A 24,563-nucleotide genomic window follows, 5' to 3' on the forward strand; every position below is an offset into this window, starting at 1 on the left:
TCTAGAACTCCGCAACCTTGCCCCAGGATGAGTGCTGGAAGCGATCAGGGTGGTAGGGGCGCGGATCGACGATGGGCGGCGCGCCGCTGACGATGTCCGCAATCAGATGGCCAGCACCGGGGCCGATGCCGAAGCCGTGCCCACTGAAGCCGGCGGCCAGCACCAGGCCGGGCACACCGGTCACTTCGCCGATGCCCGGCACGCCGTCGGGCGTGCTGTCGACGTAGCCGGCCCAGCTGGCGGTGACGCTGCGCTCCTTCAGCGCCGGCACCAGAGCCAGCGCCCGTGCATGGGTCAGCCGTACCGTCGCCGCGTCGGGCGTCGGGTCGAGGATGCGCATGCGCTCCATCGGCGTGGGTTGGTCCAATTGCCAGCGCGCGAGACTCTCGTGGCCCGAGCGCCAACCTTCCAGACCGCCGGGCGAGAGGCTGCGCCAGCGGCGCGCGAACATCGGCAGGAACTGCGGCGAGAAGCGCAGGAACTGCGGCGTGGGATCGACCCTGGCGCGGCCGCTGACGGAAAGCAGGTAGCCGCCATCGCTGCGCCGCGTCAACGAAACGCCCTTGGTATGCAGGGTGGCCGGCAGCTCGGTGGCCCCCGGCGACACCGTCATCACGGTCTGGCGGATGGTGGCCTGCGGGAAGCGGATGCCCAGCTGGCGGCAGAAGGACGAAGCCCAGGCGCCGCCGGAGAGCACGGCGGTGCGGGTGCGTATCGTGCCCTTCTCGGTGACGACGGCCGAGAGCTTGCCGCCCTCGCGTTCGATGCCACGCGCCGCGCAGCCCTGGTGCACCGTGCCGCCGAGCTTCATGAAGGCGCGGGCCACGGCCGGCGCCGCGCGCGAGGGGTCGGCCGTGCCATCGGTGGGCGAGAACACGCCGCCCTTCCAGGGCTTGCCGGTGACCTGGCCGTGGCGGGCCGCTTCCGCTGCGCTGAGCATCTGCGTGTCCACGCCTGCGCTGCGGCCGAACTCGCCCCAGCGGGCCCAGCCGTCCAGCTCGGCATCGTCATTGCTGAGATAGAGCAGGCCACAGCGGCTGAAGCCGGTGTCTTCACCCGACTCGGCGGCAAACTGTTCCCACAGGGACAGCGCCAGCGTGGCCATCGGCAGCTCGCGCGCATCGCGGTTCTGCTGGCGGCACCAGCCCCAGTTGCGGCTGGACTGCTCGGCGCCGATGCGCCCCTTCTCGATCAAGGCCACCTGGATGCCACGTCGCGCCAGGTAGTAGGCCGTGAACACGCCGACGATGCCGCCGCCGATCACCACCACGTCGGCCGTGTCTGGCAGCGCGGGGCTGGACTCGATCTGATTCAGGGGAGCTCTCATCTCTGTTCACCATCCTCCAAAGCGGGGCCATTCGGCCTCGACTGCGGCGCTGCGGCCGCGCACCACTTGATAGCTTCTGTGCTGCGCACCTGTGGCACAGGCGTGATTCGGCAAGATGCGCACGCGGTCCCCGATGGCCAGATCGGGCAGCGTCGCACCTGATCCGGGGCGCACGGTGATGATGCCGTGTTCCTGGTTGGCGTCGGCCAGGATCAGGTCTGGCCAGGCCTGGCCTTCGATGTCGCAGACCAGGCCATAGCCCTGGCTGACGGCCTGCTTGGAGGTGCCGCGGTCCTGCGACATCGCCATCCAGCCGGCGTCGACCAGAATCCAGCCCTTCTCGCGCTGATGGCCGATCACGGTGGCCATGACCGACAGCGCGATGTCGTCGATCTGGCACACGCCGATGCCGGCCATCACCAGGTCGAAGAACACGAACACGCCGGCCCGCACCTCGGTCACGCCGGAGAGGTCGGTGGCACTGTGGGCCGTCGGCGTCGAGCCCAGGCTCACGACCGGGCAGGGCAGGCCGGCGGCGCGCAGGATGGTGGCTGCATCGACAACGCCACGCCGTTCATCCTCGGCACATTGCCGCAGCGCCTCGGCACCGCGCGCGGCATAGCTGCCGCCGGCATGGGTGAGCACGCCGCGCAGTTCGGCGCCGTTCTCAAGCGCGCGGCCAATGGCCACCAGGCGCTCCGCGTCGGTCGGCAGCACGCCGGAGCGGTGGCCGTCGCAGTCGATCTCGATCAGCGCCGGAATGGGCGCACCGACCTCACGCGACGCAGCCGCCACGGCCTCGGCCTGCGCCACGGTGTCGAGCAGCACGACCAGGTCCACGCCTTGCGCGCGCAGCGCCAGCACCTGCGGGAGCTTGGCCGGTGCGATGCCCACGGCATAGATCATGTCGCGCACACCGGCCGCGGCGAAGTGAGCGGCTTCCTTGAGTGTGGAGACAGTAGCCGGGCCTTCAGCCGAACTCATCACCTGGCGCGCCACCTCGACCGACTTGCAGGTCTTCAGGTGCGGGCGCAGACCGACACCCAGGCCCGCCAGCCGTGCGCGCAGCCGCGCCACATTGCGCGCCATGCGATCGGCATCGAGCACCAGGCAGGGCGTCTCCAGGTCTTGCAAGCTGCTCGCGACGGCCGTCGGGCGCTCTTCGGTGATTGCTGCTGCGTTCATGCCAGGTCCTCGTTGCTGAATGGATGCAGGAATTCTGCTTGCCGACCTATAAGGGCGCAATTTACGATTCCTGCATTCATGAATAAGTCGCGCCTTTATGTTGACCTCGGATGACCTGGCCTTTTTTGCCGTGGTGGCCGACTCCGGCTCGCTCGCCGAGGCCGCGCGCAAGCTCAATGTCACGCCGCCTGCGGTGTCGCAGCGCCTGATGGCGCTGGAGGCCCGCATCGGCATGCGTCTGCTGGAGCGCACCGGCCGGCGCTCCACACTGACCGACGAGGGCGCCCTGGTAGCCAGCCATGGCCGCATGGTGGCCGAGGCGATCGAGGCCCTCACCGAGGCCCTGGGCGACCGCAAGAGCCGGGTCAGCGGCCACCTGCGCGTGGCGGCGCCGCATGGCTTTGGCCGGCTGCATGTGGCGCCGGTGGCCGAGGCCTTTGCGCGCGCCCATGAGGGCGTGACGATCTCGCTGGAGCTGTCCGACCATCCCGGTGCGCAGGAGCTGGAGAGCTGTGACGTGGTGGTCCACATCGGCCCGCCGGGCCCGCTCAGCCAGGTCGTGACCACGCTGGCGCCGAACCGCCGCCTCCTGTGCGCCAGCCCCGCCTATCTCGAGCAGAACGAGGCCATTGCCGCGCCCGAAGACCTGGCGAGGCACCGCTGCCTGGTGGTGCGGGAGAACGACGAGGACGTGACGCTGTGGCGCTTCAGCCGCCGCCGGCATGAGCCAGCCACGGTGCGCATCCGGCCCGCGATGTCGAGCAACGACGGTGCCGTGGTGCGCGACTGGGCGCTGGCCGGCATGGGCATCGCGATCCGTTCCGAGTGGCATGTGGCTGAAGACCTGGCGCAGGGGCGGCTGCGCCAGGTCCTGCCCGAATGGGAGCTGCCGCCGGCCGATGTGGTGGCCATGCTGGGCGTGCGGCGCGGCCGCAGCGCGCGCACCACGGCCTTCGTCGACATGCTGAGGCAGGCGCTGAACCCGGCGCCCTGGCGGCAAGCCAAGGAAGCGACGGGCCGCCATCAATAGCCGACGATGGCCTTGGTTTCGAGGTATTCCTCGAGCCCGTACTCGCCGTATTCCCGCCCGTTGCCGGAGCGCTTGTAGCCGCCGAAAGGCGCGTGGGCATTCCAGGGCGGGTAGTTGATGTGGACCTGGCCGGCACGGATGCGGCCGGCCACGCGGCGGGCCCGCTCCAGGTCGGCCGATTGCAGGTGGGCGCCGAGGCCGTAGATGGTGTCGTTGGCCAGTGCTATGGCATGGGCCTCGTCGCGGTACGGCATGATCACCAGCACCGGGCCGAAGATCTCTTCCTGCGCCACGCGCATCTGGGGCGTCACGCGCGAAAACACCGTGGGGCGCACGAAGAAGCCTTGTTCGATGCCTTCGGGGCGACCCAGGCCGCCGCAGACCAGGCGAGCACCTTCCTCGATGCCGGCCGCGATCATCTCCTGCACCCGCCTGAACTGCGGTGCATTGGCAATCGGGCCCATCGTTGTCTGATCGTCTTGCGGGTCGCCGACCTTGATGCCGGCCACGGCCTTGGCCGCCAGCGCCTCGACCTCGGCCAGGCGCGATTCCGGCACCAGCATGCGCGTGGGCGCGCTGCAGGACTGGCCGACATTGCGCATGCCGGCCAGCACGCCCTTGGCCACGCCGTTCTCGAAGTCCGCGTCGTCGAGGAAGACATTGGGCGACTTGCCGCCCAGCTCCTGCACCACGCGCTTGACGGTCACGGCGGCGGCTTGCGCCACCAGCACGCCGGCACGCGTGGAGCCGGTGATCGAGATCATGTCCACGTCCGGATGGGAGGCCAGCGCTGCACCCACCACTTCGCCGGTGCCGCCCACCAGGTTGAACACGCCGGGCGGCGTGCCCGCGTCGTGCATCACTTGCGCGAACAGCAGCGCGCTGTAGGGCGAGAGCTCGCTGGGCTTGAGCACCACGGTGCAGCCGGCCGCAATGGCCGGCGCCACCTTGGCGGTGAGCTGGTACAGCGGCCAGTTCCAGGGCGTGATCAGCGCGCAGACGCCGATCGGCTCCTTGGCGATGGCCGTGCCGCCCTGCCGGTACAGAAAGGCGTAGTCGCGCAGCACTTCGATCTGCGCGCGCACATGGGCGATGCCGAAGGGCACCTGCGAGGCGCGCGAGAAGGCAATGGCGGCGCCCATCTCGGTCGAGATGGCCTGGGCGAAGGCCTCGGCCCGCTCTTCCATCAGCGCCAGGATGCGCGTCAGCAGCGCGATGCGCTCGTCCACGCTGCTGAGAGAAAAGGTCTCGAAGGCTCGTCGGGCGGCGGCCACGGCCAGGTCGACATCGGCCGCCGAGCCTGCGGCCACTTCGCCCATCACTTGCGCAGTGACGGGGTTGACCACGGCAAGCCGCGGCGCCTCGGGCCGGTCCTGCCACTGGCCGTCGATATAGAAGGCCGCGTCGGTGCGCATGCTCATCGCAAGTTTCCTTGGCATAGGTATTTGGTGTGCATGTACTCGTCGAGCCCGTGGCGGCCACCTTCACGCCCGTAGCCCGATTCCTTGACGCCACCGAATGGCGCGGCCTCGGCGGCCAGCGCGCCCTCGTTGATGCCGACGATGCCGGACTCCAGCGCATCGGCCACGCGCCAGGCGCGGTCGATGTCGCGCGAATAGAAGTAGGAGGCCAGGCCGAAGGGCGTGCCATTGGCGGCGGCGATGACGTCGGCTTCATCATCGAAGCGCGTGATCGGCACGACCGGGCCGAAGGTCTCCTCGCAGGAGCAGGCCATCTCGGCATCGGCGTTGATGAGAACGGTCGGCGCGAAATAGTTGGAGCCGAGGCTCGTGAGCCGCTGCCCACCGACGACGACACGGGCGCCGCGCGCCACCGCGTCCTGCACATGGCGGGCGATCTTGTCGACCGCGCGAGCGTTGATCATCGGGCCGATCTGAGAATCTTCAGCACTGGCCGGGCCGACCTTCAATGCAACCACGCGGGCGGCCAGCTTTTCAACGAACAGCTCATGCACGGCGCTGTGCACGAAGACCCGGTTCGGGCTGACGCAGGTCTGGCCGCCGTTGCGGAACTTGGCCGCCATCAGGCCGGCCACGGCCGCATCGACGTCGGCATCCTCGAAGACGATGAAGGGCGCGTTGCCGCCCAGCTCCAGCGACAGCTTCTTCAGGGTACCGGCCGATTCGCGGGCCAGGTGCTTGCCCACCGGTGTCGAGCCGGTGAAGGTGATCTTGCGCACGCGGCTGTCGGCCAGCCATACGTCCACCACCTCGGCGGCCCGCTCGCGCGAGGCCACCACGATGTTCAGCACGCCAGCCGGAAACCCGGCTTCCTCGGCCAGGCGGGCCAGGGCCAGCGAGGTCAGGGGGGTGTCTTCAGCGGGCTTGGCCACGACGGTGCAGCCGGCGGCCAGGGCCGGCGCGATCTTGCGGGCGATCATCGCGGCCGGGAAGTTCCAGGGCGTGATCGCGGCGATGACGCCGACCGGCTCTTTCACCGCCATCATGCGGCGGCCGGTGACCGGTGCCGGAATCATGTCGCCATAGGAGCGCGTGGCCTCTTCGGCGAACCATTCGACATAGCTGGCCGCGTACGCCACTTCGCCGCGGCCCTCGGCCAGCGGCTTGCCCTGCTCGCGCGAGATCAGTCGGCCGAGGTCTTCCTGATGGGCCATGATCAGGTCGTTCCACTTCTTGAGCAATTGCGCGCGCTGCTTGGCCGGCGTGGCGCGCCAGGCCGGGAAGGCGGCCTGCGCGGCGTCAACAGCGGCTTGTGCATCCACGGCGCCGCTGTCGGGCACCTGGGCGAACACCTGGTCGAGCGCGGGGTCGCTGACCGGCAGCTGCCGGCCCTCGGCCGCAGCCACCCAGCGGCCGCCGATGAAGTTCTGGTGGCGCTGCAGCTCAGCGCGTTGCAAGGTCAAAGGCATCATCGTGCTCCCAGGCGGGCGGCAATCGCCTCGCCCATTTCGGTGGTCGAGGACTGGCCGCCCAGGTCGCCGGTGCGTGGGCCCTCCACCAGCACCTGCTCGATGGCAGTGACGATGGCGTCGTGGGCTTCACGGTGGCCCAGGAAGTCCAGCATCAGCGCGGCCGACCAGATCATGGCCACCGGGTTGGCGATGTTGCGGCCGTAGATGTCGGGCGCCGAGCCATGCACCGGCTCGAACAGCGAGGGGAAATTGCGCTCCGGGTTCAGGTTGGCCGAGGGCGCGAGGCCAATGGTGCCGGTGGTGGCCGGGCCGAGGTCGGAGAGGATGTCGCCGAACAGATTGGAGGCCACGACCACGTCGAAGCGCTGCGGCTGCAGCACGAAGCGGGCGCTGAGGATGTCGATGTGCTGCTTGTCGACCGTGACCTCCGGGTAGGCGGCGCCCACCGCATCGGCGCGGCCGTCCCACCAGGGCATGCTGATCGCGATGCCATTGCTCTTGGTCGCCACGGTCAGGTGCTTGCGCTCGCGAGAGCGGGCCAGCTCGAAGGCGTACTTCAGCACACGGTCGCTGCCAAAGCGAGAATAGACCGACTCCTGGATCACGATCTCGCGTTCGGTGCCCTCGTACATGATGCCGCCGAGCTTGGTGTATTCGCCCTCGGTGTTCTCGCGCACGACGAAGTAGTCGATCTCGCCGGGCTTGCGGCCGGCCAGCGGGCAGGGCACGCCTTCGAACAGGCGCACCGGGCGCAGATTGATGTACTGGTCGAACTCGCGGCGGAACTTCAGCAGCGAGCCCCACAGTGAGACATGGTCGGGCACGGTGGCCGGCCAGCCTACGGCGCCGAACAGGATCGCGTCCTGGCTCTGCAGCTGGGCCTTCCAGTCGTCCGGCATCATCGCGCCAGTGGCCTGGTAGTAGTCGCAGCTGGCCCAGGCTATGGGCGTCAGCTGCAACTCGATGCCGAAGCGCTCCGCGGCGGCGCGCAGCACGCGCAGGCCTTCGGGCATCACTTCCTTGCCGATGCCGTCGCCGGGAATCACGGCGATCTTGTGGATTTTCTTGCTCATGGGAGTTGTTCCAGTCCGTTAGGCCTCAGGCCGCGACTTGTTCGTCCAGCCAGCCCTGGCGCAGCTCGGGGACCGAGCGGGCCAGCAGTTCGTAATAGGGGTGATGGGGGCCGCGCTCGTAGTCGGCGCGCGCCACCTGCGCCAGCTTGCGGCCGTGCTGCATGACGACGATCTCGTCGCAGACCGAACGCACCGTGTGCAGGTCGTGGCTGATGAAGAGGTAGGACAGGCCCAGCTCGCGGCGCAGCTCGCAGATCAGGTCCAGCACCGCCGCGCCCACCACGGTGTCCAGCGCCGAAGTCACCTCGTCGCAGAGGATCAGCTCGGGCTCGGCGGCCAGCGCGCGCGCCAGGTTGATGCGCTGCTTCTGCCCACCGGAGAGACCGCCGGGCAGGCGCCCGGCCACCGTGGAAGGCAGGCGCACCAGGTCGAGCAATTCCTTGATTCGCTTGGCTAGCGCTGCGCCCGAGAGCCCACGGTAGAACTGCAGCGGCCGCGCCAGGATCTGCTCGATGCTGTGCGAAGGGTTGAGCGAGGTGTCGGCCGACTGGAAGACGATCTGCACGCGACGCAATTGCTCGCGGCTGCGACCGGCCAAGGTGCCGGGCAGCGCCTGGCCGTCGAACAGGATCTGACCTTCGCAAGGTGCAATCAGCCCGGCCACGGCGCGGGCCAGCGTGGTCTTGCCGGAGCCGGATTCACCGATCACGCCGATGGCCTGGCCCCGGTACAGCTTCAGATCGATGCCTTCGAGAATCAGCGTCTTGGGCTGGCCCCGCTTGTCGGTGGCACCGTAGCCGGCCGAGATATTGCGCACCTCGAGCAAGGGCTGCTGGCTTGACGCCGAAGAGCTCGCACCCGACTCGCGCTCCTTGGGCCGCGCCGCGGCGAGCAGGCTCTGCGTGTAGTCGCTGACCGGGGCCTGCAGGATCTGCGGTGTGGCACCCAGCTCGCGCATCGCGCCGTCGCGCAGCACCAGGATGTGGTCGGCCATCTGCGCCACCACGGCCAGGTCATGGCTCACATAGACGGCCGAGGTCTTGCGCTCGCGCACCACGCGGCGAAAGGCGCGCAGCACCTCGATCTGCGTGGTCACGTCGAGCGCCGTGGTCGGCTCGTCCAGGATCACCAGCTCAGGGTCAGTGATCAGGGCCATCGCCGCCATCAGGCGCTGCAACTGGCCTCCCGACACCTGGTGCGGGTAGCGCGAGCCAATCGTGGTCGGGTTGGGCAGGGCCAGCTCATGGAACAGCTCGACGGCCTTGGCCTCGGCGGCCGCGCGCGACAGCACACGGTGGATCAGGGCCGGCTCGATCACCTGGTCCATGATGGTGCGCGAGGGGTTGAACGAAGCCGCCGCGCTCTGCGCGATATAGGCCACGCGGCGGCCGCGCAGCGCGCGTTGCTGCGCTTCGCTCAAGCCGAGCACCTCGGTGTCACCGATCTTCACCTCGCCGCCGGCGATGCGGCAACCATGGCGGGCATAGCCCATCAGGGCCAGCGCCGTGGTGGTCTTGCCGGAGCCCGATTCGCCGATCAGCGCGAGCACCTCGCCGGGCGCGATGTCGAAGCTCAGCTCATGGACGATGGTCTGCTCGGCGTCGGCCGGGCCGGCAACGATCTTCAGGCCGCGCACCTGGACATGGGCTCCCATCAGTGGTCTCCGCGGGCCTTGCGACCCGGCAGGTTGTCGATCAGGAGGTTGACCGCGATGGTCAGGCTGGCAATGGCCAGGGCCGGCGCCACGACGGCGGCGCCGCCGCTGTCCAGCGCGCCGATGTTCTCGCGCACCAGCGAGCCCCAGTCGGCTTCAGGCGGCTGCACGCCCAGGCCCAGGAAGCTCAAGGAGGCCAGCAACAGCACCACGTAGACGAAGCGCAGGCCCAGGTCGGCCAGCATCGGGTTGATCATGTTGGGCAGGATTTCCTTCAGCATGATGTAGAGCCGGCCTTCGCCACGGGTGCGGGCCACGGTCACGTAATCCAGCGCATTGATATTCACGGCCAGCGAGCGGGCGATGCGGAAGGCGCCGGGCACGTAGATCAGGGCCGCGGTGGGCACCAGCATGCTCACGTCGGAGCCGAAGGCAGCCACCATGATCAGGGCCAGCATCTTCGAAGGAATCGAGGTCATGGTGTCGACGGTGCGGCTGATCACGGCATCAACCCAGGGCGCGCTGGCCGCAGCCAGCAAGGCCAGCAGCGTGCCGATGCTGCTGGCCAGCACCGTGGCCAGCAGGGCGATGCCCACCGTGTAGCGAGCGCCGGCAATCACGCGGCCCAGCATGTCGCGGCCGAGGTAGTCGGTGCCCAGCCAATGCGCAGCACTGATCGGCTCGAAGACATCCGCCTGGCCGAGGTCGGAGCCGTCCACTCCCGGCAGCATGGGGCCGAACAGCGCCACCAGCAGCCACAGCACGAGCAGGCCTGCGCCCAGCAGGCCGGGCCAGCTCATCGGCAGCTTGCGTCGCAACGCCGGGGGGGTGGCGGAAAGTGGTGGGCTTGACATGAGCTTCTCAGCGATGGCGCAGGCGCGGGTTGGCGACGATGCTGACCAGGTCGGCCAGCGTGACCAGCAACAGGTAGACCGCGCAGAACAGCATGGCGCAGGTCTGCACCAGCGGAATGTCGCGCTGGGTCACACCGTCCACCATCAGGCTGGCGATGCCGGGGTAGTTGAAGATGGTCTCGACGATGATCACGCCACCCAGCAGGTAGGACAGCGACAGCGCCACCGCATTGACGATGGGGCCGATGGCGTTGGGCAGCGCATGCGCCAACACCATGCGGGTCGGCGAGGCGCCCTTCAGGCGCACCATCTCGATATAGGGCGCCTTCAATTGGTCCACCACGGCTGCCCGCGTCATGCGCATCATCTGGGCCATGGTGACGCAGCACAGGCTCATCACCGGCATCGCGAAGGCGCGCAACATATCGGTCAGCGACGAGGCCGCATTCGTGTACGACAAGGCGGGCAGCCAGCGCAACTGCACCGCGAACAGCAGCACCGCCAGCGTGGCCACCAGGAACTCCGGCACCGAGACCACGGCCACGGCGCCCGAGCTCGCCAGCCGGTCGAACCAGGAGCCGCGCCACATGGCCGAGGCAATGCCCAGGGCCAGGGCGAGAGGCACGGCGATGGCGGAGGTGATGGCCGCCAGCAGCAGCGAGGCCGGCAGGCGCTTGCCAATCATCTCGCCCACCGGCTTGCCGCTGACGATGGACTGACCGGGGTCGCCGCTCAGCATGCCGGTCAGCCAGCGTGCGTAGCGCTGCGGCGCCGGCAGGTCCAGGCCCATCTGGTGACGCAGCGCGGCCAGCGATTCGACTGTCGCCTCCTGGCCCAGCTGGGCGGCCGCGGCGTCCCCGGGCAGGAGGTCGGTGATCGTGAACACGACGGCCGACACCACCAGCAGCGACACGCAGGCCAGGGCCAGGCGGCTCAGGAGCAGGCGCAGGATCAGGAGATTCATCAGGCGCCCTCCAGCCAGACATGTTCGGCAAAGGCCGAGGCCATCAGGCCGCCCAAGGGGTTCGGACGCAGGCCGCGCAGCCGCTGGCTGTGGCCGTCGAGGCTGGAGATGAACATCGGAATCCCGAGGCCACCCTGTTCATGAATCATCACCTGCATGTCGGCGTACATGGACTTGCGCTTGTCGAGGTCCAGCTCGGCCCGCGCGGACAGCAGCAACTGGTCGAAGCGGGGGCTCCTCCAGCGTGCTTCGTTCCAGGGCGAATCGGACTTGAAGAACTGCGTCAGCAGGGTGTCGGCGCTGGGGCGCGGATTGGTGTTGCCGAAGCCGATGGGGCTCTGCAGCCAGTGGTTGGACCAGTAGCCATCGCCCGGCATGCGCTTGAGGTCCAGCGTCATGCCGATGCGGCGCGCCGCATGCTGCAGGACCACGGCGATCTCGACCGAGTAGGTCGCCACCGGCGAGGCCACGACCGGGATGCGGGTGCCGGCCAAGCCCGACTTGCGGAAATGAAAGCGGGCCCGTTCGGGGTCGTACGGACGCTGCGGCAGACCGGCGAAATGAAAGCGGTGGCTGGGGTCGATCGGCTGGTCGTTGGCAATCGTGGCATGGCCCTGGGCAACGACCTTGCGCAGCAGCTCGCGGTCGAGCAGGTGCTTCATGGCCAGCACGAAGTCCGGGTTGCGGCCGGGGCCCAGGTCGCCGCGCATGATGAGGTCGGTGTACTGGCCTGACGGCGTGTCGAGCACCGCATAGCCCGGCGTCTGCTGCACCCGCTTGACCGCGCGCGGGTTGATGGCCGCCACCAGGTCGAGGTCGCCCGACAGCAGGCCGTTGACGCGGGCACCGTCGTCGCTGATGCCGACGAATTCGATCTCGTCCAGATAGGGCCGGCCGGGCTTCCAGTAGTTCTTGTTGCGCACCGCAATCGAGCGCACGCCGGGCCGGAACTCCTGCACCCGGAACGCTCCGGTGCCGATGCCGGCCGAGAAGTCGGTCGTGCCGTCCTGAACGATCACGAAGTTGTGCGTGCCCAGGATCACCGGCAGGTCGGCATTGGGCGCCTTCAACGTCACGGTGACCTCGAGCGGGCCGCTGGCGGCCACCGTCTCGATCTGGTCAGCGAGGGCCTTGACCTTGGAGCCGGTGGCGGGGTTCTTGTGGCGCATCAGCGAGAACACCACGTCGGCCGGGGTCAGCGGCTTGCCGTCGTGGAAGGTGACGCCCCTGCGAAGCCTGAACACCCAGGTCTGCGCATCGCGGCTGCTGAACTCCTCGGCCAGCGCCGGCTGCGGGCTCAGCTGGTTGTCGAGCTCGGTGAGGCCGTTGTAGAACATGCGGCCGCGCGAGTAGTCGGTCTGGTTGGCCAGCTTGGCCGGGTCCAGCGTGTCGTTGATGCCCGCACTGGCACCAGCCACACGGATGCGGCCACCCTGGCGCGGTGTCTGCGCCTGGGCACCGAGTGCCGCGCCACCGAGCCCGCCGGCCACAAAGAGGCCCAGCAGCTCGCGACGGGTGCTTGTGAGCAGGCCGCTCATGCCAGCTTGTCCTTGAGGCGGAAATAGAGACCGACGGCGGGCAGGAACCACGGCGGTCCCAGGTGGCCGGGTATGGCCGGCCACGGGCGCTCGCGCCAGGGGTTGGCGGCCTCGTTGCCGCTCATCGCGGCGGCCATGCGCTCGCCCATGTGCACCGACATCTGCGTGCCATGGCCGCTGTAGCCCATCGAGTAGTACAGGCCGTCGCGTTCGCCGGCATGCGGCAGGCGGTCCTGGCTCATGTCCACGAGGCCGCCCCAGCAGTAGTCGATGCGCACCTGGCCCAACTGCGGAAAGATCTCGGCCAGGCCGGCGCGCAGGATCTCACCGCTTTTCTGGTCTGAGGTGGGGCTGGAGATGGCAAAGCGCGCGCGGCCGCCGAAGACCAGGCGATGGTCGGGCGTCACGCGGAAGTAGTGATGGATGTTGGCCACCGTCACATAGGTCCGGCGCCCAGCCAGCAGGGCCGCGACGCGCTCGGCCCCGAGCGGCTCGGTGACGATGATGAAGCTGCCGATGCCCACGATGCGGCGGCGCAGCCAGCCGAAGCTGCCGTAGCCGCCGTGCAGGGTGGCACCGGTGGCCAGCAGCACCTGCTTGGCCCTCACGCTGCCGCGCGGCGTGTGCAGCACGTGGGCATGCGTTCGGCCCTGGCGCTGCATGCTCTGCACCGGCGTGCTCAGGTGGATCTGCGCGCCCTTGCGCTCGGCCGCGGCGGCCAGGCCGGCGGCAAAGCGGCCCATGTGCATCTGGGCGCTCTTCTTCTGCAAGAGGCCGCCGACGAAGCGATCACTGTCGACCTCGCTGCGGATGCGCTCCGGCGTGACGAGCTCCACGTCGGGATCGACCTCGCGGGCCATGCGCTCGCAGCTGCGGGCCAGCGCCTCGTAGTGCACCGGCTTGGTGGCGAGCTTGAGCTTGCCGTTGCGCTGGAAGTCGCAATCGATCTGCTCTTCCTGAACCAGGCGGGCCACGCTGTCGACCGCGGCATCGAACTCGTGATACCAGGAGCGGGCCCGCTCGACACCGTGCTGCTCGGCGGCGGCCACGTAGTCCACCGCCAGGCCGTTGTTGACATGGCCGCCATTGCGACCCGAGGCCTCCTTGGCCACGCGGTCGCAGGCTTCCAGCACCACCACCTTGGCGCCCTGCCGGGCCAGGTCACGCGCAGCCGCCAGGCCGGTGAACCCGGCGCCGACGATGGCCACATCGGCTGTGGCAGGCAGCTCGGCAGCGGCCGGCTGGAAGGCCGGCGCCGAATCGGTCCAGTAGGAATCGAGCTTCATGGCCGCAGGGAATCAGAGGCCGACGACGCCGGGCAGGCCGCCGATGTCCTTGATCTCGACGTAGTTGTACTCCGGGCAGCCCGGGCCGTGGCCGCGGTTGACGAAGACCTTGTTCTTGATGCCCAGGTCGTCGGCCGACATCAGGTCGTAGCGCAGGCTGGACGAGACGTGCAGGAAGTCTTCCGGGTTGGCGTTCAGCGAATCGAACATGTATTCGAAGGCCTTCAGCCGCGGCTTGTAGGCCTGGGCCTGCTGAGCCGTGTAGACGCGGTGGAAGGGCGCGCCCAGCATGGCCACGTTCTTCTGGATCTGGTGATCCATCGCGTTTGACAGGATGACCAGCGGAATCTCCTTGGCCACCTTGGCCAGGCCGGCCGGTACGTCGTCGTGCGGCGTCCAGGTCGGCACCGCGTCGTAGTAGCGCTGGGCTTCGTGGTCGAAGTACTGGATCTTCCACTTCTTGCACAGACGGCGCACGGCATTCTTCAGCACCACTTCGTAGGGCTGCCAGTCGCCCAGCACTTCGTCGAAGCGGTAGGCAGTGAAGTCGGCGATGAACTGCTCCATTTGCTCGGGCTTGATGCGGTCCGAATAGATCTCGCGGCTCAGCTCGGCCATGCGGAAGCGGGTCAGCGTGCCGTAGCAGTCGAAGCTGATGTACTTGGGACGGAAGACCATGTTGATTCCTTGAAGTTCGGTGTCGAAATCGGGCGTGAAGGCGGCTCTTTGCTTGACTTCATTGAAGCATGGGCGCCGAAGAGAAGTGCAGGGTTGTGGCCCCGCCGCGCGCATGAAACTGTGGTTTGCGGCGGCCGTCTCGGCATAGGCTGCGGCGGCTCATCGCGGTCATTTCAGGCGTGCATTCCTGTTTCCTGCACAAGCGAGATGCTAGTTAGACTGGCCTGAAATTTGGCCCCGTTGGCAGGTGCCGGTCAGGCACATTGTTGCGAGAGGGAGGCGGCAGACAGCGCATGCTGTCGTTCCTCGCGAAGCGACAAGATTGTCCTAGCGCGAGCCAGGCAAGCTTGGAACCATGAGGCCATATCGCGTCCCCGGAGCACTCTCTTGAGCACACTCAATCAGCCTGTGGCGCCGTCGCCCGACGGTGTCGTGTTGCGAGCCATGGAAGCCTCCGACCTGGAGGCCGCCCATGGTCTGTCGGTCGCCGTGCACTGGCCGCACCGCCCGACCGACTGGCAGGCCGCTTTCAACCTGGGCAGCGGCATCGTCGCCGAGCGCGATGGCGAGATCGTCGGCACCGCCCTCAGCTGGAACTGGGGCCCGAAGCATGCAACGCTGGGTCTGGTCATCGTCGACCCGCGCTGCCAGGGCCGGCGCATCGGCATCCGCCTGATGCAGGACCTGCTCAGGAGGCTCGAGGGGCGCACCATCCTCCTGCATGCCACGGCCGAAGGACGCGGGCTCTATGAAAGGCTGGGCTTCGTGCGCACCGGCGAAGTGCGCCAGCATCAGGGCGTTGCCCAGTCGGCACCGCTGGTGGCCCTGCATGAGGGCCGCCGCCTGCGGCCTGCGGGCCAGAAGGACCTGGCCACGCTGACCCAACTGGATGCAAAGGCGCGCGGCATGCCGCGCGAGGCCTTGATTGCCGAGCTGCTGGCCACCGCCGACACCGTGGTGCTCGACCAGGACGGCGCAGCCTGCGGCTTCGCGATGCTGCGCCGCTTTGGCCGCGGCCTGATCATCGGCCCGGTGGTCGCGCCTGACGCAGAAGGCGCGCAGGCCCTGATCGCCCACCTGGTGGGGCTGAGTGCCGGCAGGTTCGTGCGCATCGACATCGACTTCGACAGTGGCCTGGCCGAGTGGCTGGAGTCACTGGGCCTGCTGCGTGTCGATGCCCCCACCGAGATGATGCGCGGCCCCGTGCCCGCGCCGGTCGCGGGCGTGCGCCGCTATGCGCTGGTGACCCAGGCGCTGGGCTGAGCGTGAGCTTCCTGTACAAGGCCGATCCGGTGCGCGGCCGGATCTGGGCCGAGGTGTTTGCGCGCCAGGCGCCTCATGTCGATTTCCGGATCTGGCCCGACATCGGCGACCCCGGCGCGGTGCGCTACATGGCCGCCTGGGAGCCCCCTGAAAACCTGGCCACGCGCTTCCCCAATCTGCAGGTGCTGTTCTCGACAGGCGCCGGCGTCGATCAGTTCGACCTGCCCAGCCTGCCGGCCGACCTGGCCGTCGTGCGCATGGTCGAGCCGGGCATCGTGAACGGCATGGTCGAGTATGTCTGCTGGGCCGTGCTGAGCCAGCATCGCGACATGCCGGACTACCGGCGAAAGCAATTTTCCGGACGGTGGGAACCACGGCCGGTGGTGCCGGCGGCGAAGCGCCGCGTCGGTGTGCTCGGCCTGGGCTCTCTGGGCCAGGCCGTCTTGAAGCAGCTGCGCAGCTTCGGTTTCGACTGCGCCGCCTGGAGCCGCTCAAGGCATGAGGTCGAAGGCGTGCAATGCCATGCCGGCGCAGAGGAATTGCCGGCCTTTCTCGCGCGCACGGACATCCTGATCTGCCTGCTGCCCTTGACCGCGGCGACGCGAGGCTTGCTGAATGCGTCGCTGTTCGCTTCGCTGCCGGCTGGCGCCGGCCTCATCCATGTGGGGCGCGGGCCGCAGCTGGTCGAGGCCGACCTGCTGGCCGCGCTGGACAGCGGGCAGCTCTCGCACGCGGTACTCGATGTCTGCGAGCCCGAGCCCTTGCCCCCGGGCCATCTGTTCTGGCTCCATCCGAAGATCTGGCTCACACCACACATTGCCAGCATGACCCAGGCAGCGTCTGCGGCCGAGGTGCTGCTGGACAACCTCGCCCGCTTCGAGCGCGGCGAGGCCATGACCGGCTTGGTGGACCGGCAATTGGGCTACTGAACAGGCTCGATGCAGGACCGGCAGAATCTTCTGCCGTCCGCGCCCAAAGAACAGCGCGCCAGCCCGCATCAGGGCTTCCATTGCAGCACCACCCGCTGCGTGAGCAGGCCTAAGCTTTGCTCACGTTCACGAAGCTGGCCTTTCACCGATGCAGTCCCCCGCCCACCCCCATCTCGACGCCCTGATCTCGCTGGATCGCGGCCACCTCATCCACCCGGTTGCTCCCTGGCGCAAGCATGAGCAGCGCGGCGTCACCATGCTCGAATCGGGCCAGGGCGCCTGGCTCAAGGACGCCAGCGGCCATCAGCTGCTGGACGCCTTCGCCGGGCTTTGGTGCGTCAACATCGGCTATGGCCATGAGTCGGTCGTGCAGGCCGCGGCCGAGCAGATGCGCAAGCTGCCCTATGCCACCGGCTACTTCCACTTCGGCAGCGAGCCGGCGATCCGCCTGGCGGCCAAGCTGGTCGAGATCTCGCCAGCGTCGCTGACCCGCGTCTACCTGACCCTGGGTGGCTCGGAGGCGGTCGACGCCGCGATCCGGCTGATCACGCAGTACTTCAACAACACCGGCCGGCCCGAGAAGAAGCAATTCATCTCGCTGCAACGGGGCTATCACGGTTCTTCGTCGATGGGGTCAGGTCTGACCGCGCTGCCGGTGTTCCATCGCGGCTTCGACATGCCGCTGCCCAACCAGCACTACATCGCCTCGCCCTACCCCTATCGCAACCCCGTGGGCAGCGATGACGCGGCCGTGATCGCCGCCTCGGTGGCCGCGCTGCGGGCCAAGGTGGCCGAGCTGGGCGCCGAGCGCGTCGCTGCCTTCTTCTGCGAACCCATCCAGGGCTCGGGCGGCGTGATGATTCCGCCCAAGGGCTGGCTCAAGGCGATGAGCGATGCCGCACGCGAACTGGACATCCTCTTCGTGGTCGACGAGGTCATCACCGGCTTCGGCCGCACCGGCCCGATGTTCGCGTGCGATGCCGAGGGCGTGCAGCCGGACCTGATGACGGTTGCCAAGGGCCTGACCGCCGGCTATGCGCCGATGGGCGCCTTGCTGATGTCGGAGCAGGTCTACGCGGGCATCGCAGACGGCGCTCCGGTCGGTGCGCCGATCGGCCATGGCGCCACCTACTCCGCCCATCCGGTCAGCGCGGCCGTGGCCCTGGAAGTGCTGCGCCTGTATGAAGAAGGCGGCCTGCTGGCCAACGGGCAGAAGGTCGCGTCGCACTTTGCCGCGGCGCTCGAGGGCCTGCGCGAGCATCCGCTGGTCGGCGACGTGCGCCACCGCGGGCTGCTCGGTGCCCTCGAGCTGGTCAGCGACAAGTCCAGCAAGCAGGGTTTCGACCCGGCGCTGGGCCTCGCGGACCGCCTGTTCGACACCGGCTACCGCAACGGCCTGGTGTTCCGCTCCTTCGGCGACCACATCCTCGGCTTCGCACCGGCCCTGTGTTTCAGCGAGGATGAGTTTGCCGTGATGGCAGAGCGCCTGCGCAAGACGCTGGACGATGTGTTGTCTCACGCCGATGTGCGCGCCGCGTTGAAGTAGCGCGCACCGGCCACGCGAAGCAGAATGAGCCTTCCTGCATTCCAGTGAGTGAAGCACCGTGACCGGACCCCTCAAGCTTGACCGCCTCGACCTGCGCATCCTCAGCCAGCTGCAGAAGAACGGCCGCATCACCAATGTCGACCTGGCCGATGCGGTCGGGCTTTCGCCCAGCCCCTGCCTGATCCGCGTGAAGCGGCTGGAACAGGCCGGCTACATCGTCGGCTACGGCGCGCAGCTCCGCCTGGAGAAGCTGGGCGACACGCTGACGGTGTTCACCGAGGTCACGCTGTCTGACCATCACCGCGAAGACTTCGTGCGCTTCGAGACCGCGATCCGCGAGGTCGACGAGATCCTCGAATGCCATCTGGTCAGCGGCGGCTACGACTATCTGCTGCGCTTTTGCACCCGGGGCGTCAACCATTACCAGTCGGTGATCGAAGGTCTGCTCGAACGCAATATCGGCATCGAGAAGTACTTCAGCTTCATCGTCATCAAGTCGCCCTTCGTCAAGAACCACTACCCGATCGAGCGGCTGTTCCCGCCCAGCTCCGATTCCCCCGCTGCATGAGTGCAACCTACCCCGCACCGGGCGCGCGCTTCGTGCGCCTGGCTGAGAAAGACCGCGCCAGCCTGGCGCTCAGCATCGACGGCCAACAGGTCAGCGTGCTGCAAGGCGACACCCTGCTGGTGGCCTTGCTGAACCACCGGCGCAGCCTGCGCGCCTCCGAATTCGGCGATGGCGAACGCGCCGGCTTCTGCCTGATGGGCGCCTGCCAGGATTGCTGGATCTGGACCGAAGCAGGCCAGCGCCTGCGCGCCTGCTCGACCACAGCCGAAGAAGGCATGGCCTTGCGCAGCCGGCCACCGGCGCAGTACTGGCCGCTCACACCCGACTTGAAGATCTTGCAGGGGCGCTCGCGATGAGCGCGCCTCGCGTTGTGGTGGTCGGCGCCGGTCCGGCCGGTGTGCGAGCGGCCGAGGCGCTGGTTGCCGCCGGCATTCGGCCCGTCGTGATCGACGAAGGCCGGCGTTCGGGTGGCCAGATCTACCGCCGCCAGCCCGAGGGCTTCAAGCGCGACTACGCCAGCCTGTATGGCAGCGAAGCGGCCAAGGCCAAGGCCGTCCACACGGCTTTCGATGCGCTGCGCGAGCACGCCGACTACCGCCCCGAAACCCTGGCCTGGAACCTCACGCCCGGCATGCTCCATCTGGTGCAGCCGGCCGACGGCAGCACGTCCGAAGCCCCCTTCGATGCACTGATCGTCTGCTCCGGTGCGACGGACCGGCTGATGCCGGTGCCGGGCTGGAACCTGGCCGGCTGCTACAGCCTGGGTGCTTCGCAGATCGCGCTGAAGGCCCAGGCCTGCGCCATCGGCAGCCGCGTTATCTTCATGGGCAGCGGGCCCTTGCTCTATCTGGTGGCCTCGCAATACGTGAAGGCCGGCGCCACGGTCGAGGCCGTGCTCGACACCTCGCCGGCCATTCCTCCCCTGACCGCCCTGAGCGGGTTGCTGAGCCGGCCGCGCCTCTTGTGGATCGGCCTGCAACTGCAGCTCATGCTCAAACGCGCCGGTGTGACGCTGCTCAAGGGCGTCGCGCCGCAGCGCATCGAGGGCTCGCCCACACTGGGCGTGAGCGGCGTGTTGGTTCGCGACGCGCAGGGCCGCGAGCGGCGCTTCAGCGGTGACGCGGTGGGCCTGGGCTGGCATCTGCGCGCCGAGTCGCAGCTGGCCGATCTGGCGCGCTGCGAGTTCGACTTCGACCCCCTGAGCCGCCAATGGCTGCCCCGCATCGACGCCGATGGCCGCAGCAGCACGGCTGGCGTTTACCTGGCCGGCGACGGCGCGCGCATCCTCGGCGCGGACGGCGCCGAGGCCGCCGGCCGCCTGGCCGCGCTGGCGGCGCTGCACGATTTGGGTCATTCAGCGGGCAGCGCCATGTATGTGAAGGAGCAGCCCGCGCTGCGCCAGACCCTCGCCACGATGGAGCGCTTCCGCCAAGGCCTGGCCCGCGCCTTCCCTTGGCCGCATCAGCAAGCCGCCGCGCTGCCCGATGCCGCCGTGGTGTGCCGCTGCGAAGCGATCACGGCCGGCGAGCTGCGCCACTGCGTGAATGACTTTGGCAGCCAGGAAGTGAACCGGGCCAAGGCCTTCAGCCGGGTCGGCATGGGTCGCTGCCAGGGCCGCTATTGCGGCCATGCGGCGGCGGAGGTGATCGCGGCCTGCGCTTCGATCCCGGTCGAGTCGGTGGGCCGCATCCGCAGCCAGGCGCCTGTCAAGCCGGTGCTGATGAATGCGGAGGAGGTGCAGCGATGAGCACCGAACTTCAGCGCAGCGATGTGCTCATCATCGGTGGCGGCCTGATGGGCACCACCACCGCCTTCTTCCTGCGCCGCGAGCACGGGCTCAGCGTCACGCTGCTGGAGCGCGAGCTGATCGGCCGCCAGGCCAGCGGCACCAACTTCGGCAATGTGCGCCGCCAGGGCCGCGACCTCGCGCAGATGCCGTTGGCCAACCGGGCCCACCGCAATTGGCAGCGCATCAAGGAGCTGCTCGGCGAAGACCTGGAGTTCGTGCCCTACGGCCATCTGCGGGTCTGCTATACCGAGGCGCAGGCCGAGAAGCTCGCGGCCCATGCGCGCGAAGTTCGTCCGCTGGGTCTGGACCTGGAAATCTTCAGCGCCGAGCAACTGCGCCAGCGCTGGGGCATCTTCAGCCCGGAAGTCGTGGCAGGTTCGCTGTCGCCCATCGATGGCCATGCCAACCCCCGCCTCGCCGGCCCTGCCTTCGGCCGCGCCGCCGTGCGGGCCGGCGCCACCGTGCATGAGCACAGCGAGGTGGCCCACATCGAGCGTGACGGGGCCGACTTCGTGGCACACACCACCGACGGCCGGCGCTATCGCGCGGCCCAGCTGCTGGTGACCAGCGGTGCCTGGTCGGGGCATTTCGCCGCGTCGTTTGGCGAACCCATTCCGATGGAAGCCCGCGGCCCCACGATGGGCGTGACCGAACCGCTGCCCTATGCCATCGGGCCGTCCATCGGACTCTCGTCACCCATCGAGACCGAAGGCCTGTACTTCCGCCAGATCTCGCGCGGCAACGTCGTGTTCGGCGGCGGGCTCAAGAGCATCGCCCATGCCGACCGGATCCGTGCCTACGCCACGCCTGACAACACATTGCGCCAGCTGCGCGAGCTGCGCCGCTTCGTGCCGGCCTTTGCCAATGTGCAGTTGCTGCGCGTCTGGAGCGGGATCGAGGGCTACACGGCCGACTGGGCACCGGTAATGGGCCCCAGCGCGCGCGTGCCCGGCCTGCACTACGCCTTCGGCTTCAACGGCGAAGGCTTTGCAATCAGCCCAGGCGTCGGCGAGGTCATGGCCGAGCTGCTGGCCACCGGCCAGACCACAACGCCGATCGAGGCCTTCTCGATCGGCCGATTTGACAAGGCCCGCGCCCGGTAACGGCACGTTGCGGCCGTTCGCTGTTTCCTTCTTTCGCGCTGCCGAGGCCCTCGGCCGAACCTGCGCCTGCCACCCGGCGCAGGCCACGGTGGTGCGGATCAGGACGGCAGTGGGTGTCCCGCAGCGAAGTAAAGGAGGAGGCCGAAGGCCGGGGGACATGAGCGAAGGGGCGCCCGCTGGCGGCCTGATCTTCGACCGACCAAGGCGCAAAACCGAGCGGCAGCTAACTGCCGATTCCCGCCCACAAACCCGCCCGACTCGGTGCAAACCCTGCACCAGCGGGGCCCCTGGCGCACCAGGTTTCGGCATGCAGCAGCCTGTGCTGCAACAGGCCGCCGAATACGACAGGAGATTGTGTGCACAGGCCCTCAAACAGCAGGCATTTCAAGAACCAACTTTCATAATTCGCACATGTCTCGCCGCCCCATGCCTCTCGACGCTCCCGTCGCCAGCTCGCACCCCGAGCTCGTCGATGAGGCAGCCCCGGATGGGCCGGTTCCCGAGTGTCCGCGCCGACCGCCCAAAAAGCTGAGCTGACCTTGCTGCGCCCCGGCAGCAATACCGAGTGAATTGTTGAGTACCGCCGCTATGGTTCGATCCCACAGGGATTGACCGGACGGCTCGGCTTCGGCCGGAAGTTTTGAGCCACTTTCATTTCCGTTGACTTTTCAGGAGCTACCCGCGATGTCCACACGACGCCTTTCCCGTGCCGCGATTCCAGCGGCGGCCCTTCTGGCCTGCAGCACCTATGCCTGGTCCCAGGAGGCCAAGCCGGCAGCGCAGGCAGGCGCTGCCGCCGCCGAGCCCAACAAGCTCGAAGTCGTGAAGGTCGACGGCACTCGCCAGCCCTACAAGACCCTCTCCGCCACCGGCGCGATGAAGACCGACACGCCGGTGCGCGACATGGCGCAGAGCGTTCGCGTGCTGTCGGCCGAAGTGCTGGTCGATGCCGGCGTCACCAAGCTGGCCGATGCGCTGGATCTCAGCAGCGGCATTGCCAAGCAGAGCAACTTCGGCGGCGTGTGGGACAGCTACGCGATGCGCGGCTTTACCGGTGATCCCAACTTCGGTTCGGACTACATGGTCAACGGCTTCAACTACAGCCGCGGCTACAACGGCGTGCGTGGCTCCGCCAACACCGCCTCGGTCGAAATCCTGAAGGGCCCGGCCTCGGCGCTCTACGGCCGCGGCGAGCCTGGCGGCACGGTCAACATCACGACCAAGAAGCCGCTGTTCGTGCCCGAGTACACGCTCGGCCTGTCGGGCGGCAGCTACGGCACGATGCGTGCAACGGCCGACCTGACCGGCCCGATCAGCGACCAGGTCGCCTACCGCCTCAACGCATCGCACGAGAAGGCCGACAGCTACCGCGACTACGTCAGCTCCGAGCGCACCCTGGTGTCGCCGTCCTTCCTGTGGATGCTCGGCGAGGACACGACGATCTCGTATGAGCTGGAGTATTCCAAGCAGCAGGCAACCTTCGATCGTGGCGTGATCGCCATCAAGGGCAAGCTCGACGTCGTGCCGCGCTCGCTCTTCCTCGGCGAGCCGGGCGACGGCCCGACCGAGATCAAGACGACCGGCAACCAGGTCTTCGTGCAGCACTTCTTCAACGACGACTGGTCCTTCCAGACCGGCCTGAGCTACCGCGAAAGCTCGATCCAGGGCATCTCGACCGAGGTCGTCACCCTGGGCGACGGCTACACCTTCCTGCGGCCAGATGGTCACACCGTGGTGCGCCAGCGCCGCAACCGTGACAACTCGGCCACTGATGTCTCGGGCCGCTTCGAGGTGCTGGGCAAGGTGCGCGGCGCGGGCATGCAGCACAACCTGCTGATCGGCGCTGACGCCTACAAGTTCACCGACGACCGCCTGCAGTACCGCGTTCGCCGGCTGGCGAGCCAGGACCTTGACATCAACAACCCCGTGTACGGCAATCCGCCACCCGCCTTCCCGGCCGTGCCACTGACCGCCACGCACGAGGAGCAGCGCTCCAAGTCGATCTACGCCCAAGACCAGATCGACCTGGCCGAGCAGTGGAAGCTGCTGCTGGGTGTGCGCTATGACAAGTACGACCAATCGGTGCGTGACCACAACAGCGGGGCTCTCGTGGAGCAGTCGCTGAGCGCCAACTCACCGCGTGCCGGCCTGGTCTATCAGCCGAGCAAGCAGGTGTCGCTGTACGCCACCGCGTCCAAGAGCTTCCGCCCGAACAGCGGCATCAGCTTCGAGAAGCAGTCATTCCCGGCCGAGACGGGCAAGTCGGGTGAGCTCGGTGCCAAGTACGACTCCGCCGACGGCAAGATCAGCAGCACGGTGGCGATCTACAAGATCTCCAAGAAGAACGTGCTGACGCCCGACCCGAGGGACCCGAACAATGCTTCCATCGCCGCAGGCGCGGTGGAGAGCAAGGGCCTGGAGTTCGACCTGGGCGGCGAGATCGCGGCGGGCCTGCGCCTGTCGGCGGCCTATGCGTTCACAGACGCCAAGGTGACCCAGGACAACGCTGCGGCAACAGGCGTCAGCCTGGTCGGCCGCCAGTTGCCCAACGTGCCCAAGCACAGCGCCAACCTGCTGCTGGTGCAGTCCTTCCAGTTGAGTGGCAACGGCGCGACGGCCGGCGTCGGCCTGAACTACGTCGGTGCGCGCGAGGGCTCCGTGGCGCCCGTGAATCCGGTCGACCTCTTCACGCTGCCGGCCTACACGACGGTCAAGCTGATCGGCAGCTACGCCATCGGCAAGGCATGGAAGCTCTCGCTCGATGTCGACAACGTCTTCGACAAGACCTTCTACAGCAGCTCCTACGCACAGTGGTGGGTCTACCCCGGCAACGGTCGCAAGTTCACCCTGTCGGCCCAGTACAAGTTCTGATCGGCCGGAGCA

At 68.2% G+C, this 24,563-nt stretch carries 20 protein-coding genes; 9 read left to right on the forward strand and 11 right to left on the reverse strand.

What is annotated here, in order from left to right; all coding sequences use genetic code 11:
- Position 1: 1 nt before the first annotated feature.
- Both ABT392_RS17520 and ABT392_RS17525 read right to left on the reverse strand, forming a co-directional pair.
- Complete coding sequence (locus ABT392_RS17520; RefSeq protein ID WP_395385097.1) at positions 2–1,327, reverse strand: NAD(P)/FAD-dependent oxidoreductase; 1,326 nt, start codon at positions 1,325–1,327, stop codon at positions 2–4.
- Between the two features lie 6 nt (positions 1,328–1,333).
- On the reverse strand, positions 1,334–2,512 hold the full coding sequence (locus ABT392_RS17525) for an alanine racemase (protein WP_395385096.1): 1,179 nt from the start codon (positions 2,510–2,512) through the stop codon (positions 1,334–1,336).
- 97 nt (positions 2,513–2,609) lie between these two features.
- Between ABT392_RS17525 and ABT392_RS17530 the strand changes: the two genes are divergently transcribed.
- Positions 2,610–3,542: a LysR family transcriptional regulator gene (locus ABT392_RS17530; RefSeq protein ID WP_395385095.1), complete on the forward strand. Its 933-nt coding sequence runs from the start codon at positions 2,610–2,612 to the stop codon at positions 3,540–3,542.
- Here the strand turns inward: ABT392_RS17530 and ABT392_RS17535 are convergent.
- Genes ABT392_RS17535 through ABT392_RS17575 form a run of 9 tightly spaced genes read right to left on the reverse strand, consistent with a single transcriptional unit; the run spans position 3,536 to position 14,482 of the window.
- A complete protein-coding gene (locus tag ABT392_RS17535) occupies positions 3,536–4,963 on the reverse strand; it encodes an aldehyde dehydrogenase family protein (protein WP_395385094.1) in 1,428 nt (475 codons plus the stop codon). The genes ABT392_RS17530 and ABT392_RS17535 overlap by 7 nt on opposite strands.
- Positions 4,960–6,432 carry an NAD-dependent succinate-semialdehyde dehydrogenase gene (locus ABT392_RS17540; protein WP_464970985.1) on the reverse strand — a complete coding sequence of 491 codons (1,473 nt, stop codon included), beginning with the start codon at positions 6,430–6,432 and terminating at the stop codon, positions 4,960–4,962. The genes ABT392_RS17535 and ABT392_RS17540 overlap by 4 nt, the downstream gene beginning before the upstream one ends.
- Positions 6,432–7,508: a tartrate dehydrogenase gene (locus tag ABT392_RS17545; RefSeq protein WP_395385092.1), complete on the reverse strand. Its 1,077-nt coding sequence runs from the start codon at positions 7,506–7,508 to the stop codon at positions 6,432–6,434. The genes ABT392_RS17540 and ABT392_RS17545 overlap by 1 nt, the downstream gene beginning before the upstream one ends.
- Before the next feature lie 25 nt (positions 7,509–7,533).
- On the reverse strand, positions 7,534–9,162 hold the full coding sequence (locus tag ABT392_RS17550; protein ID WP_334279404.1) for an ABC transporter ATP-binding protein: 1,629 nt from the start codon (positions 9,160–9,162) through the stop codon (positions 7,534–7,536).
- Entirely contained in the window at positions 9,162–10,016 is an 855-nt protein-coding gene (locus ABT392_RS17555) for an ABC transporter permease (protein ID WP_416383996.1), read from the reverse strand. The genes ABT392_RS17550 and ABT392_RS17555 overlap by 1 nt, the downstream gene beginning before the upstream one ends.
- Positions 10,017–10,023: 7 nt before the next feature.
- The gene (locus ABT392_RS17560; protein ID WP_334279405.1) at positions 10,024–10,980 is read right to left on the reverse strand and encodes an ABC transporter permease; all 957 of its coding nucleotides are present in this window, start codon (positions 10,978–10,980) and stop codon (positions 10,024–10,026) included.
- On the reverse strand, positions 10,980–12,518 hold the full coding sequence (locus ABT392_RS17565; RefSeq protein WP_464970831.1) for an ABC transporter substrate-binding protein: 1,539 nt from the start codon (positions 12,516–12,518) through the stop codon (positions 10,980–10,982). The genes ABT392_RS17560 and ABT392_RS17565 overlap by 1 nt, the downstream gene beginning before the upstream one ends.
- Positions 12,515–13,804, reverse strand: a complete 1,290-nt coding sequence (locus ABT392_RS17570) for an NAD(P)/FAD-dependent oxidoreductase (RefSeq protein WP_334279407.1) — start codon at positions 13,802–13,804, stop codon at positions 12,515–12,517. The genes ABT392_RS17565 and ABT392_RS17570 overlap by 4 nt, the downstream gene beginning before the upstream one ends.
- Before the next feature lie 12 nt (positions 13,805–13,816).
- A complete protein-coding gene (locus ABT392_RS17575; RefSeq protein WP_334279408.1) occupies positions 13,817–14,482 on the reverse strand; it encodes a haloacid dehalogenase type II in 666 nt (221 codons plus the stop codon).
- A gap of 444 nt (positions 14,483–14,926) precedes the next feature.
- Between ABT392_RS17575 and ABT392_RS17580 the strand changes: the two genes are divergently transcribed.
- The 8 genes from ABT392_RS17580 (at position 14,927) to ABT392_RS17615 (ending at position 24,551) form a co-directional block, all read left to right on the forward strand.
- Positions 14,927–15,745 carry a GNAT family N-acetyltransferase gene (locus tag ABT392_RS17580; RefSeq protein WP_334279733.1) on the forward strand — a complete coding sequence of 273 codons (819 nt, stop codon included), beginning with the start codon at positions 14,927–14,929 and terminating at the stop codon, positions 15,743–15,745.
- Positions 15,742–16,674, forward strand: coding sequence for a 2-hydroxyacid dehydrogenase (locus tag ABT392_RS17585; RefSeq protein ID WP_395386811.1), 933 nt, complete (start codon positions 15,742–15,744; stop codon positions 16,672–16,674). The genes ABT392_RS17580 and ABT392_RS17585 overlap by 4 nt, the downstream gene beginning before the upstream one ends.
- A gap of 148 nt (positions 16,675–16,822) precedes the next feature.
- Positions 16,823–18,220: an aspartate aminotransferase family protein gene (locus tag ABT392_RS17590; protein ID WP_395385090.1), complete on the forward strand. Its 1,398-nt coding sequence runs from the start codon at positions 16,823–16,825 to the stop codon at positions 18,218–18,220.
- Between the two features lie 58 nt (positions 18,221–18,278).
- A complete protein-coding gene (locus ABT392_RS17595) occupies positions 18,279–18,788 on the forward strand; it encodes an Lrp/AsnC family transcriptional regulator (RefSeq protein WP_334279410.1) in 510 nt (169 codons plus the stop codon).
- Positions 18,785–19,144 carry a (2Fe-2S)-binding protein gene (locus tag ABT392_RS17600; protein WP_334279411.1) on the forward strand — a complete coding sequence of 120 codons (360 nt, stop codon included), beginning with the start codon at positions 18,785–18,787 and terminating at the stop codon, positions 19,142–19,144. The genes ABT392_RS17595 and ABT392_RS17600 overlap by 4 nt, the downstream gene beginning before the upstream one ends.
- The gene (locus ABT392_RS17605; protein ID WP_334279412.1) at positions 19,141–20,535 is read left to right on the forward strand and encodes an FAD/NAD(P)-dependent oxidoreductase; all 1,395 of its coding nucleotides are present in this window, start codon (positions 19,141–19,143) and stop codon (positions 20,533–20,535) included. Before ABT392_RS17600 ends, ABT392_RS17605 begins: the two co-directional genes overlap by 4 nt.
- Positions 20,532–21,680 (forward strand): NAD(P)/FAD-dependent oxidoreductase, encoded by a 1,149-nt coding sequence (locus ABT392_RS17610; RefSeq protein ID WP_334279413.1) that lies wholly within the window; start codon positions 20,532–20,534, stop codon positions 21,678–21,680. Before ABT392_RS17605 ends, ABT392_RS17610 begins: the two co-directional genes overlap by 4 nt.
- Before the next feature lie 684 nt (positions 21,681–22,364).
- The gene (locus tag ABT392_RS17615; RefSeq protein WP_334279414.1) at positions 22,365–24,551 is read left to right on the forward strand and encodes a TonB-dependent siderophore receptor; all 2,187 of its coding nucleotides are present in this window, start codon (positions 22,365–22,367) and stop codon (positions 24,549–24,551) included.
- The last annotated feature ends 12 nt before the right edge of the window (positions 24,552–24,563 follow it).

The sequence above is a fragment of the Paucibacter sp. JuS9 genome (assembly GCF_044043925.2).
Lineage (GTDB): Bacteria > Pseudomonadota > Gammaproteobacteria > Burkholderiales > Burkholderiaceae_C > JAUASW01.